Here is a 14,854-nt window from a genome sequence, read left to right as displayed (position 1 = left end):
CCTTTTCAGCCTGATCTGATGACTCTACATAAAGAATCCGGAAGTCGCTTTCGACGTCGTGGGCGAGCACGCTGTGTGCGTCGATTGGGGCGGTTTGAGAGACTTGAGCAGCGGCAACTATTGGCAGCCGACCTGATCGTCGATGTCCCCTACAAGGACGTCGAGCTGCAGATGGTGGGCGATCTTGTCCAGATCCGCGATCGAGTTGATAACTCGATCCTCGATCAGGCACTGCTGGTCGACATCGATGACAGAATCGAGATCAGGAGCCGGTCTTTTGTGGCCGATTCGGATCTCGCACTCGATGGAAACTCGCTATTCGTTTACGCCGAGATGATTGATCTTACCGATTCAGAGATCGTCACGACGGACTTTGAGGATCTAGAAAACGCGGGAGCCCTGCTGTTCGAAGCTCGTCAGATTCAAGTTCTCTCGGGTTCAAAGCTCGACACTCAAGTTGCCCCCGATTCCACTCGGGCGGCGGGGCAAATCACGCTGCGAGCGGTCGATCGGATCTCGGACCTGAACCGTTTTTTTCAGGATGCCGCCCTGCCAATTGTGGGCGACGCACGAAACTCCAGTTTGCAGATCACCGGTTCGGTGTTGCTTGGACGTGATGTCATTCTAGATGCAAACGGCAATACGCTGTCGCGGTACGACGATGTCGCCGCGTATCAGAATGATATCGCCTCGGGTGTGATTGATGCCCTGCAGCAGGCTCCGCAAATCGGCATCAGCGCCGTCTCGCCTGTATCGGGGCAAGTGAAGATTCACGAGGCCACGTCATCGATCGTGATTGAAAACGCGGGCATTACGAGTTCGACATGGATTGATATCGACGCTTCGGCGACCGCGGATTCATCGATCAACGCACTGGCCATCAACGGCACGAACCGAGAATTCATGGGCTCGGTTGGCTTTAGCAAGTCGGCATCGTCGGCAACGATCAGTTTGCTGGGTACGACAACCTTCGATGCGGCTAGTTACATCGACGTGGAAACCAACGCGACCAGTACGGCACAGACAACCACTCGTTCCGAAGGCGGCTCGCATTTCTCGTCCGGCGACGTCGACTACGCATTCAACCTGGCCGTCGCACTGACGCACGAAGTCTCCGTCATCGATGTCGGCCAGTTCGTCACACTTGACTCCCAAGGCCGAGTCAACTTGGACGCGCAAGCCACGGTGACAAACAAGGCCAAAGCCGACACAGCACTGTTCCAAGATGGCGAAGCGGCGTTCTCGGTAGCCATCGGAGTCGACAACGCGGAGGTTCGCGCGAATATCGCCGGAAATATCGTTAGCGGCGATACCACCAACGTGCGCACTGTGCCATTCTCTGTGAGTGACGTTGACGCCACGAGCGATCAGATCCTTATGACGGTTCCGTCGAGCGAGCCGCTACGAGTAGGCGAGCGGATTACCTCCAACACGTCGGCGAATACCGAAATCGGACTGCACGACCAAGCGGAGTACATCGTCGCGGAAGCGACCGAACCGGTCGATGCAGGTGAAGGGCAAGTTTCGCAGTCCGTGCGTCTTACGCGTGCAGAAAGTCTGCCCGTCGACGCGAGACAAGTTCCTGAGGAGAGCGAGCATACGCTTTCCAAACTCGCACTGATCGAGTTTCCCGTTTCGGCGATCAGCACCGAGTCCGCCAGCGGTGATGGATTGATTGAACTTTCGTTGCCCGCGAATGTGGACCGCGTGACTTATTTGGGGCCAGACAGCCCAAACGAATCGGAAGCAGAAACCGTCGCCGAAGGCATCGCGGGCCTGACACAAAACGAGAGCTACGAGGTTGTGCGTGACGGCGTGCATATCAAGCTGCGTTCGTTGGAGACTGGCGAAATCGTCGACTTCACTGCCCCAGCCGACAGTCTCGATCAAGGCTTTAGCTACTACGAGAATATCATTGCCTTTATTCCACGCGATACTGTAGACCATCAAACCGGTCGTATCACTCTGCCGGAATCGCACGGTTTACGAACCGGTGACCTATTGGTTTACGGCGTCGATCCCAATCGTACCATGTCGCGTGAAGTCGCTGCCTTCGATGCCGAGGGCAACCAAGTCGGCAAGCTCGGCGATGTGACGTTGCCCGATGCGCCGATTCGAGGTTTACAAAACAACTTGGCTTATCGAGTCATCGTCGACCCGCATCGCCCGAACGACGTGCGATTGGCGAGTTCGCTGGTTCATGCAGAACTGGCCCAGACGGTCGACTTGCAAGCGGTAAGCGATGGTAGTTTTTCGATCGAGCGTCTCGATCTTCACGGTGGAATCCGCGTCAATGCACATTTGGACGCGACCAACTTTGCTCAAGCCGGAGTCAATTTGACCAACGGCCAGCAACCTTGGCCCGCACTGATTCAAGGAGCCAGCAACGGCCAGATCGACGACATCGCACAGCTCGGTTTCGAGTTCATTGACAAGCTGCGTGAAGGTATCGATGGCAATGCGAAGCAGCAAGCGGAAAGCAACACGCAAACCGATTCGGAACCGAATCTCGATGCGGCAGGGTCGATCTCAGTGGCATACTTTGATCACCAGGTCGCGGCGAAGATCGCAACGACTGCAACACTTCGGTCGTTCGGTGATTTAAGTGTCGACGCGACGACCGAGCAAGCCGTCAAGCTGGGTGTTACGGCGGAATCGACGCGCAACGCTCTCAGCGAAGAAGGCGGGAACAAAGAGTTCGCTTTGGGCGTCGGTGTCGGTGTGTATCGCAACACGACTCATGCCATCGTGGATGATTCGGCAACACTGGATGCACTGGGGGACACTCGCGTCCGCGCCGGCGTCGTCTATCCACTACTGCCCGATGCCGAAGGTAACCAGCACACCGTCAGCATGGGACTGGCTGGATTCGGCGCTTGGCTTTCCGGCGATTTGGACTTCACCCATCTGACGAACGTCTACTCGCGATCGATCGCCAATGGCGACGATAGCGAGAACAATGAAAAAGTACTCGCCATCGGCGGCGGCGTTGCATTGACGTTCACGGAAAACGAAGTGATTGCGCGAATTGGTGGTGGCGCGCAGGTCAATCAGGACTCAAGCTTTTTTGCACATCGTCGAACGGTCTCGGTGGAAGCGGATCTGGAGGCGTCGATCATCGAAGTCGGCCAAATGATGTCGGTCAACTTAAGCGTACCCGGCATTGTGGAAGCGTTCAACAACGCGGCCAACCAAAAATCACTCGACGTCGCGACCTTCCTGCAGGACCTCGTCAATCCACTGGGTGTCAGCGGTGACAAAGCGTTCGGTGGCACGTTGATTATCAACACCACCGACAACCGAGTGATCGCGGAGATCGAATCGCAGGCAGCAGTCAATGCATCGCATCTGCACGTGATCGCAGGTAGCGACACCTACAACTTCGCGGGCGTGCAAACCGGCACAGGTTCGACCGAGATCGGCTTCTCCGCCGCGATTGCCGCCTCGGATCTTACTTCCACGACCATGGCCGCGATTCACGAAGACGCCGCGATCGGCGTCGGCACGTTGGATGTGATCGCAAACGATGATCTCGACCGCATCACCTACGCCGGTGCGGTGCTCAAAGGCGAACAAGTCGGAATCGGCACGTCGATCGGAGTGAATGTGGTCGAGCAAAACGTGGCCGCGTTTGTTGGTCGCGAAGAGACGGTGGCGGACGGCAACCCGGCGACCGCATCACCACTGTACGCCCTCGGGCCGGCCAAAATCGCGGCAGCGGCAACCGGCACAGTTCAAACCATTGTCATCTCCGGTGCAGTCCAAGGTTTAGGCGGCACACTTGCCGACGCAGACTCTAAGCAAACCGGCCCGATCGCGATCACCGCTCCGGTGGCGTACAACTCGGTGACGACGGATGTCGATGCGTACATGGACAACCAGCGAGCGGAGGAACTCGGGGCTCTCGAGATCGATGCTCACGCAGAGACCTCGACCAAGTTACTGGTGATCGGCGGCTCGTTCGCAGTCCAAACTGCCGCCGGAGCCAACTCGGGTAAGCTCAATTTGGCTGGAGCCGGAGCCGTCGGTATTAACAACACGCATCAAACCGTTGACGCGACGATTCATGACAGCTTGGTGACTTCGTTGGGCTCCATAACCGTTACCGCCACAGAAGCCTCAAAGATCGAATCCGATGCCGGTGGGTTGGCCATCGGTTTTGGCAGTGGCCCGAAACGCGGTACAGCGCTGTCATTTGGTACGAGTGTGGCAATTAACGATGTGAGCGGCCACACCAAAGCCACGATTGATCGATCACATCTCAATGTGGGCAACGGCGACTTGCTCGTCAGCGTGGCTTCGCTAGCCGGTGATACTGACGATGCGCCGGAATCGCGAGTTCGCGGCATGGCGCTAGGTGGTGCCGCAACGCTTGCACTGACGCCTGCATTGGGAACGTTTGGCGGGCTTGGTGCCGCCGTTCAAAATTGGGTCAATAAAACCGTGGCCGCTGAGATCATAAATGACTCAGTCGTTGAAATATTCGATGGCGATGTTAGTGTTCTAGCTCGCGACGAAAGTAAAGTGATCGCCGATGCTGGCGGATTGAGTTTCTCGGGCGGTGCGGCAACCAAGGTCAACGGGGCGCTCGGAATCGGACTGTCATTCAACGAGGTCGCAAATTCGACGACGGCACGCATCGCCGACTCCGAAGTTCGCACCAGCGGAGCGATTCTGGTCCAATCCAATTTGCCGATCGACGACACCGAATCCCAACCGGCCTCGGTCGATGCATTGTCGGTTGCCGGATCGATGGGTATCGCCGCTAGTCAAGGCTTGTCGGCGTCACTGGCGGGTGCCGGCAGCGGCAGTAACAACCAGGTCGCCAATACGATTACCGCAGAGATTGTCGAGTCGGATGTCGAGTCGGTACTTCATGCCATCAAAGTGTTGGCTCATGACGCAACATCGATCATCGCCACGACCGTCGGTGCCGCAGTCGATGCTGGGTTTGCGGCGGGGCTGAGCGGTGCGGTCGCCGTCGGAATGTCCGTCGCGCGCAACGAAATCGGGAACACGACAACGGCGAAGATCGAGGGTGGATCGACGACCACATCCGACAACGATCTGGCAATGGTACATGTCCATGCGGCGGACAATGCGAACATCAACGCGGTCGCCGTCGCGGCAAGTTTGGCGGTCAGTGCGGCCGTAAAGCCCGCGTTTTCGATGAGCGGCGGCGGAGCCGAAGCGTCGAATGGCATCCTCAGTGACGTCGATGCCCTGGTGAAGAATGCGAACGTGGTCTCGCGATTGCTGTCAGTGACGGCGGATTCGACAGCGACGATCCAGTCCGGAGTGTACGGAGTCACCTCGAGCGTCGCCGGTTCGGCCGCTCCTGGCGCTAGTGCCTCGATCGGTGCCTCGGTTGCGAACAACTTTGTCGGTTACATGCTCAATGGCACAAAGCAAGACGCCCGCGTTCACGCTGAAGTCATCGGCTCGACGATCGACACCGTCAATCTGGCGGTGACAAGTGATTCAAACCAAGACATTGATGCGGAGACCTTTGTCGGCGGTTTCGTCATCGCTGGTGCGGTCAGTTTTGGAGGTGCCGGCGCGGGATCGGGCACAAAGACAACCAACCGCATTAGTCCGTCCGTGCTAGCCAAAATTGACGGCCAATCGGCTCCCGATATCGACGTGATCGGTACGGTTCGTGTGGAGGCGACTGACCAGACAAGGATTGATGCCAATACGACAGCCGTCACCGTTGCCGGGTTCGTTGGCGGTGCTGCCGGCGGAGCAGTCCAAGTCGGCATCTCGCTGGCGGAAAACATCGTTGACAACCGCGTTGAAGCCTTGATCGCATCTGCTGCATTCGCGGAAACGAAAAATCCAACGGTCACGGTTGCCGCCGAGCAAAGTGAATCGTCAAGGATTAATGCCGCGTCGGTCGCGACGTCGGTTTCGGGCACCGGTGCCGCGGGAATCGCTGGCGGAATCAGCGGTGCCGGAGCCTCGTCGGTCAATACGGTTTCCAATAAAACGCTGGCGACCATCCGCAATAGTCAACTGTATGCGTCGAAGGTCAACGTCACGGCTGATAGTCACACGGACACCAAATCGCAAATCCTAAACGCTTCGGTCGCCACGGGTTTCAGTTTGGCGGGCGGCGGTGGCTTGGGAGTCGGCATCAACGACGCGCACAACGTCATCGGCGATATCACTGACGATCGCTCCTTACCCGAAATGGCCAATCAAATCACTGCGTCGATCGAGGGCAACACGACCATTGTAAGTACGGGTTTGGTAAGCGTATTGGCGACCAATAGCGATTCCATCACCGCCGCGATGAATGCGAACGTCGTGTCCGCAGCCGGATCGCCAGAATTGGCGGCGAGTGTAGCCGGCGCGGGAACGGCCGCCTACAACAAAGTCGCTAGCGAGATTGCGGCTCGCATTGCTGGGACGTCAGCCGACGCTCGTGTCGTGATTGATTCGGCCGACTCCGTCAATGTCGCTGCTAACGATGAATCCAAGGTAAACACCACCGTCGGTACCGTGACGGTCAGCGCGATGATCGGCACTTTTGCCAGTGGGGCTTCGATTTCGGTTTCCAAAGCGGAGTCGGATGTTCACAATCTGCTCGACGCTTCGATTCAACATGCGACTGTCAACGCAGTGAACGATATTAACGTCAGTGCCGTCGAAGACGGCGACATCGAAACGGTCTCGTACACCACTGCCGTCGGCGCGACGCTGGCGATCGGAGCGAATGTAACGGGCGGTGGTGCGGTCGCCTACGGTCGCATGCGATCCGATGTCGATTCGCAGGTTGCACTCAGCGACCTGAATGCCGGTGCCAAAGTCTCGGTGGCTTCGATTGTTACTGCCGAAGTAAACTCCGATACAAAACCCGTCGGCGTCTCGGTCCTCGGGTTGGCCGGTTTTGGCAGCGTGCCCACCGCGATCGTCCAACCAACCGTCGACTCGCTCGTGTCCAGCACAGCGGTCACCAGCGATGACCTTGAAATCAAATCGACGTACAACCCGTTGGCCACCGCCGAGGCATTCGGATTCCAAGTCGCCGTGGGTGCGTCGTTTGGTGGCTCCGACGCGACCGTGACGGTTGGCGGCGTGATCGATGCCCAGCTCAGCAGTGGCGACCGGTTGGTGGACGTCGAACGATTGACGATTCGCAGTGCCGCTGTTCCGCTACAAGACTCCGCCTCGTCGGCAATCGCCAATGCATCCAGCGGCGGTTTGCTGATGGGTACGAACTCGGCCTACTCCGAAGCGATTGACACCAGCGAAGTGCAAGCCAATATCGCCAATGGATCGAACAATATTCAAGTGGGTGAGTTGACAACGGTCGAGGCGGAATCTCGAAACCTGCAACGCTCGGAAACGGACGCTTACACCGGCGGACTAATCAGCGTCGGTGTGCCCACCGCCCGAGTCGACAACAACTTAAAGACCAAAGCACTTTTGGGCAACAATGTTCAGATCACAGGCGGAAATTTGTTGATTCGCGCTACCGGTCACTCGAATGCACTTTCCGACGCCAACGCGGGCAGCGGAGGCGTCAGTGCCGGCAGTGTCACGCAGTCGAAAGTCGCCAATCGCAGTACAACGGAAGCGGTTATTGGCGACGCCAGTGTCTTGAATGTTGAGTCCGTGATTGTCGACGCGAACTTTTTGACACAAACCAACGCAGTGCTTGGTGCGGTCGCCGGCGGCGTACTGTCGGGCCAAGGCGGCTTTGTTTACAACGATGTGACCGCGACGGTCAGCGCCAATGTCGGCAGCAATGCATCCATCGAAGCGACCAATATCGATATCGACGCTAAGCAGTACGTCGCTAAACCCGACCTCGGTGACGCCGGAAACGTTGACGCCACCACAGGCGGATTGATCACTGGTGGCGGTGCGGGCAGTCATACCGCACTTGTGATGAACACCGCTGTTAATATCGGCTCCGGTGCAACGCTGCGAGCAACCGGCGGCGATGCAGCAACGCTTGCCCTGTCTGCAGCCAATTGGATCGATGCCACAGATCGATTGACCGTGCGGGCCGGCGGCGCGGGAGCGCAGACGCATGTCGATTCGTCGATCATCGCCAATCAAATGAATGCACAAGTGATTGTCGGCGATGGTGCGTCGCTCAGCAGTACCGGCACGATTGAAATGGACGCTACCGGCACCGCGGACACACGGATTCAGGCGAACTCGGACGCCTACGGACCCGTCACGATCGGAAGCGGAAGCTCAGAAATTACACTCCGTCCACGCAATGAAATTGATCTGCAAGGTAATGCGTCGCTTCGCGCCGACCTCGATATCATTCTGTCCGCGGGCATCGATACCTTTGATGAATCCAACTACGACGTCGAGGCGCGAATGGATACATTTGGCGGCAGTGTGATCCCGCTCGAATTCATCGACGCAACCGCCACGCTGCTGGAAAAAAACAAGATCAATGTAGCGTCTGGCGCGGTCGTCGAATCGGGCGGCAACATCGGACTGCACGCCGAACGTCATGGTGAAAACAATGTCGCGGGCATCGCCAAAGCCGTTAATTGGGTCAGCGGCCTAAGGGATGTTCTGAACGGGACGGCAGCCGAAGGCGGTGTCGAGATTTCCACACGAAAACTAAACTCCGCTGCATTCGGTGTCATCACGGTCAACGGCACATTGCGTACCGGCATCAATCGCCATCGTGAATTGGTGATCGCAGGTGTGCAACTGAGCGACAATGGCGATCCCAACAATGCCGATGACTACAACGTCGACGCCCAGGGCGACATTCCGTTTAGCCAGCGAATTGAAATGATCGAAAGCGGCTTGCATGCCGATTTGCGACGGGCCCAAGAACAGCTTGCCGAGTACGGTGACAACGTCGGCATACGGAATTTCTATCAAAGCGAGATCACGCGGCTCGAGAATGAACTGCGAACTCAGGGGTTGCTGGTCCGCCCCGAAGCGAACGCACCGGAGTTGGCCTCGGAGCAGAACGCTGTTGTCGTCATGATCAGCGACATTTTTGCACAGGCTGGTCGCATCGATGTCTCGGGTGATCGGTTGGTTGGTACCGGCGAAATCGACGCTCCTGGGGATGCCACGATCGAAGTGACCAATCAATCGCTGGTACACATCGAAGTTTCGGGAATGCAAATCGCGGACTCCACCGGTGGCGTTTGGTTCAACCATGTCGGGGTTTCCGAAGCGAGTCTCGGTACGATTGGTGCAATTAATTCCGCGATTACTGAGGAAAACGCGACTCAAACCGATATCTTGTTCCTGCTCGAACCGGAATACAACGCTGCTGCGGACTTTTCCAGTATCGTTGGCGGGGCGGGCGCGCCTGATCCATCCATCTCGGTCCGAAACACTGCGGTCACCTCGACGGTCGATGACGTGGTTTACCCCTGGCCCAACATCAGCGTCATCGGCGCACCGCTACGCAACCTCGGTGGTTCGATTGAGTTGACCAATCACCAAAGCGGCGCGGGCAGCATCATCATCACAGCGGAAATTGTGGCGGCCGAGTTGGTCACACGGGCCGGCAATCTGGGCACCGCGACGATCAACCTGCCGGGCGTTGGTTCGATTCACGAAGTGAGGGGAACCGAATTTGCGGACATCCACAACCAGCTCTACAACGCTCATACGTTCAAGGGCATTGTGCCGATCGAAGCAAGTTTTAACTCCAACTCGGGATTCACCAACTATCTGGCTGCCGAACCGACAACGCCAAGCATTTCCGCCAGCCGGATTTTCATTGAGGCCCACTTTATCAATGTCAATGGATTGATTCAAAGTGGTAAATCCGATTTCAATTTGACCATCGATCAAGAGGTCGCGGAAGAGATCGCGTGGGGCATCAACAACGGAGTGACCGGAATCGTGCCGCTTGAAAATCAACCGAGTGCCGGTTTTGTTATCAGTTTCGATTATGAACGCCTGCGAATTGTTGTGAGTGAATTGATTGTCGGCGGCGGTTACGTGGAACTGACGGGAAACGTCGCCAACACACGGCAGGGCGAGATTCGGGTCTTCGGTGGTTATGCCAACATCAACATCGATAACCAAACAAACTATGACATCGAGCTGCAACGACTTGACGCAAGTCGTCGCGGTGAAGGCAAAGTCATCATTAACGACTTGGCACGTGGCGATGGAACGATTCCCGAATCTTATCACTACATTCGCAAGGGCGATCTCGTTGAGCAAAGTCGTTACCTATTGAACGGCGAAGTTCATCACGAACTGTTTGAACTCGACGACGAGATGATCTACCTGCCGAAACCCTATTTGAGGTACGGTTGGGTTGTGGCTGAAGATAGCTCCACGATCTCGCGGCGCACGCTTCGTTCGTCGTCTTGGTTGGGGGCGATCGACGCCTTTGCACCCGATGCGGAAGTTTTTTCAACATCGGGACCCACGACGCTCGATGCAAAGGTACACGGCTCAGGTGCATTCTTTTTTACAGCGAATGACCAGACCAGCCGCCCGCGGTACTCGTACGCCGAAAGGAATTACACTGCGGACGATACCGGTTGGGAAGCTGGCAAACCGTGGGAACAGTGGACGGGAGCATTCCTATGGGCGGTTAGAAATGTCTACTATCCCTTTACTCGCAAACAGAAAACGCTAACGCTGCACAGCCACAGCATCCGGGCGGACCGACCAATCGATATCGAATTCTTGGGGAATGCAACGGGCAAGATCGACATCAAGTCGGCGGGACGGGTGTTCGTCGACGGCGTGTTAACGACATCCAACGGCACTGTGAAGATTCAGGCAAGGAGCATCCAACAATCGTCCGGCGCAGCGCTTGTTCAATCTCCCCAAATCACGCTTTCGTCTACTTTAGATATTGGTAGCCATTCGTCGCCAATACTGACCGATGTGTTGCAAAATCCCCGCTACGACTACCGAACCGACGATGGGGCAGTGCCCGTGATGCGAGGACAACGTGTGCTGGTTGTTCCCGATTTCCAGGAGCAGGGAACTGTGGGCGACATCTACGAATTTTTGCCGAAAGCGCGAGCGATCATTGACGTCGGTGTCGAGGACTTTACCAGCGATCGATGGCAACGGATCGCCTCGCCAGCCAGCCTCAGTGCGACCACCCGATCCGGCAATCTGTTCGTGCATGAAGTCGCGGGAGACTTGCCTGTTGGACTCATCAAGACGGCATTTACACCGGGACTGCTCAACGAAAACGATGTCCAAGTTACTGCGGCAGGCAGCATCGTAGTGGGCCAGCTTGCCGGCGGTAGTCAAGCCGAAGGTCTGATCGCCGGCAATTCCGTCGTCTTGCATGCCCAGCGTGGCAGCATCGGCGATCTTGGTGATCCAAATGGCGATCCAAGCAGCCAGGCCAAACCGCTCAATGTTCAAGTCAGCGCGATCAGCTTTCGCAACACTCTCGAAGATCGGCTGACGGCAACCGCGTCGGGTGACATTGTGATGCATCATCCGGGCAATGTCGTCATCAACGAAATCCGAGCCGGCGGTGCGGTCCATCTTTCCTCCACCGGTACGATCATCGATGGCAACAAGGTTGACATCCGCGATGAACGCGCCCTCGATGCACTTCGAAGCGACGTTTGGGCCGACCTGCGACTTACCGAGCAATTCGGCGCAAGCGAACGTCGACAAGAAAGACTCGACGCATTGGTCGCAAGCCAATCGCGAGATTACCACCAGTACTGGGAATACCGAAACACTCAAACTGATTCTTCGTCCTACGATGAGAATCATCGCGTCGAATTGTCCGAAGACGAACTAGCGTTCTACGACGATGAGTACCGTCAACAAGGAAGCGAGCAAGATTTGGAAGGTGACGATTTGGAACAATTCATCGCCGACAGCATCACAACAATCGAAAACAACCGCACCACGCAGTACCACGCGTTGCATCCAAACGCGGGGCCATTGGGTGACGCCTACGACCGCCAGTACCAGTATCAAGCAACGGCTGACGACGAACTGGCCATCGACGATTCGATGAAGGTTTGGACCGAAGAAGAACTGCTCAATACGAACCGGCCCGGCGAAGTCCTTGATATCTCCGATACTGAGTTTGTCATCGAGGATGCAAACATCACTGGTACAAGTGTCACGATTACGGACGCATTGGCGATCGGTCAGTATCAAAATGGAAGAACGATTGCACTACGTGATGACGATGGTCAACCCGCGACATTGACGCTAGACCAGCGTGCCGCGATCCTTACGGCAGAGCCGAACGACTTGGTCTACCTGAGCCAAGAACAGCTCTATAGCGAGTTGATCTTGTTCAACAACCAAATCCGATATCAGCAACTTTTAGGCGACACGCGCATTTGGGCCGACTTTGGCTTTGAAGTCGGGCAGTTGATATACTTGGAAGGTAACACTCGCGAGACAACGGACGAAGGCGTGTTCTATGAAATTTTGGAACTCGACGGACCGCTGATGACAGTGGACTTAGAAGGAAAGACGCCGGACGGTCAATTCGAATATGTCCCGAGCACCAAAATGCATATCGCTGCGGTCGTGCCAGACCAGAATCCTGACGAAGCGAACTTCCTGCGTGTACTTCGCCGCGAAGACATCGACCTTGCGACCGCGGGGGTCGTCAACGCCTCGTCGCAGCGAAATGTGTTCATCGGATCCGAAGGCGATTTGCGACTTGGACAGATCACAGCAGGCGGCGATCGTCGAGTGCAAATCAAAGCCCACGGTGACTTGATCAATGCGTCGGAAACCGATCTACCGATGATCACTGGCCAACGTGTTGTGTTGGAATCGTCCGTCGGCAGCATCGGCTCGATGGAATCGCCTCTAAGAATGAATCTTTCCGAAGGCGGCTACTTGATCGCTCGAGCGAACGGAGCCGTGGAACTGGAACAAACCAATGCGACCGAAGATGCCGATGATCTGAGTATCAATCAAATCTTCTCGCGTAACGCATCTATTTCGATCACTGCCGATGGTGCAATCCTCGACTTCTTCGACACCGACGGAACCAACATTCGCTCGCAAGGATTGGTACTGCATGCGGGCGGAAGCATTGGGAGTATCGGTAATCCACTTGAAATCAACCTCACCGATACAGGCACACTGACGGCGATCGCCACGCAAGAAGTGGTGATAACCGAAACGGTTGGCGACATGAACCTGCGGCAGGTGCTTTCGCAAGCGGGCGACGTCATCCTGGTAGCCGATATTTCGATCCTGGACGCAGTTGATGTGCAAGACGCCAGCCATCCAGAATCGGCGGACTCGGACCAGATCGAAGGCTTGCCCCGCGTCGACATCATTGGCAACAACATCACGCTCACGGCGAACCTCGCAGCAATCGGCTCGGTCGGCAATGAGATTGATATTGATTCGCGATTTGGCGACGGTGATGGCAATGTGTCGCTTCGCAGCGGAGCCAATGCTTATGTAATCGAAACCACCGGCGATTTCTACCTCGGTCGTATCGACACCGACGATGAAACCGCCTTTCTCGCCGCACCCGGCGGCGGCATTTACACCGGCCTCGCTCGCGATCAGGCGAATGTGCTCGGCGGCAAATTGTGGTTGTTCGCACGTGATCACATCGGTGCGGCGGACAATCCCATCACGACCACAACATCAGCAATCGAGGGCCAAGCGACAACGGGCGACGTGTTTATCGAGAACACTGGCGACGTGACCCTCGGCGGTGTTGTCGATCCGCCCGCGACCGCTGAAGGCGAAGATACCGGATCCGACGCAGCGACTCGTAGGCGTGGAGCCAGCGGATTGGAGGCGGGACAAGCGTTGTCGATTCGTTCCGATCGGTCCATTATGGTCATGGAAAGTTTGTCCGCGTTGGGCGATATTGAAGTCGTCGGTGAAGTAGCAGTCAGGATTCCAGTGGGAACAGCGGTCGAGTCGCCCGGTTCGGTCCGGTTTTCCTCGCGGCGTCCAGAGATCCTTGGGACAGTCAAGTCGAGCGAGACCGTCGTTGCGGGCACCGAGGGTGATGACACTGTGATCGTCAATCCCGAATCGCTACTGGGCACACTGTCCATTGAAACGTTGGCCGGTGATGATCACATTGACTTGGCCGCAAACTGCTTTGCCATTGACGCAGGCTCGGGAACCAACACGATTGCCCACGCTCCGCTATGCAGTGTCCTCACATTCACGCTTGGCAGCGGAAGCACGGTTAATCAAATCGCGACCGCAGCTGTCGAGAACATTAGCGGCCTGCCTATCAGCACACTACAGATTCTCGGCGTCGACGCTCCGGTTGTATTGATCAGCGATCCGCGGTTTGAGTACAGCGATGGAACTCTGCGATTGAGATCGGGTGAGTTGATCAGTACCGATGAAGGCGAATCGATGATCGTCTCGGTAGACTTTTCCGATCCCCAATCACCTGAAAACAGAGTAACGCACCGAATCGCCGTGACCATCACCGCCAACGACCTTGTCTGGCAAAACCCAACATCGATCTACGACGTGAATCAGAGAGATGGTGTTTCGGCACTGGACGCTTTGTTGATCCTCAATGAACTTGCAAGCCGTGGGGCTGGCCCGCTTGGCGCTCGGCCCTATCAGTCGCAATTGCCGTTCTTCGATACGACGGGCGACGGAAGTGTCACGGCTCTAGATGCATTGCGAGTGATCAATCAGTTGGCGCTGCAGGTGGGGGCTTCAGGCGAATCCATCGCCGCAGAAACGTTGCCGGAACCAGTGCATGCAAGGCACAGCGAAGCATGGTGGATGGACACACGTGACGACGAGGACGAGAACGAGTTGGACTACATTGACTTGATTGCCCAGGATTTGCATGGACTTACGTAGATGTCGAACGCGGCTCAAGACGAAAGCTCGCTGCAATATCACTTGTTGAAGCTGACGATTGCCGGCGTCTATTACGCTG

Annotated in this window: 1 protein-coding gene; it reads left to right on the top strand. The window is 56.5% G+C overall.

Annotation, left to right across the window (positions count from 1 at the left end; genetic code table 11):
* Positions 1-18: 18 nt before the first annotated feature.
* Positions 19-14,775, top strand: a complete 14,757-nt coding sequence (locus Poly41_RS32055; RefSeq protein WP_197231928.1) for a dockerin type I domain-containing protein — start codon at positions 19-21, stop codon at positions 14,773-14,775.
* Positions 14,776-14,854 lie beyond the last annotated feature (79 nt).

The sequence above is a fragment of the Novipirellula artificiosorum genome (genome assembly GCF_007860135.1).
In the GTDB taxonomy this organism is placed as follows: domain Bacteria; phylum Planctomycetota; class Planctomycetia; order Pirellulales; family Pirellulaceae; genus Novipirellula_A; species Novipirellula_A artificiosorum.
The sequence above is the reverse complement of the archived record's forward strand: the minus strand, read 5'-3'. Positions and strand labels throughout refer to the sequence as shown.

Bases quoted from the DNA above. Each gene is read 5' to 3' on its own strand.
- Poly41_RS32055 (WP_197231928.1), top strand. From the start codon at position 19: ATGACTCTACATAAAGAATCCGGAAGTCGCTTTCGACGTCGTGGGCGA.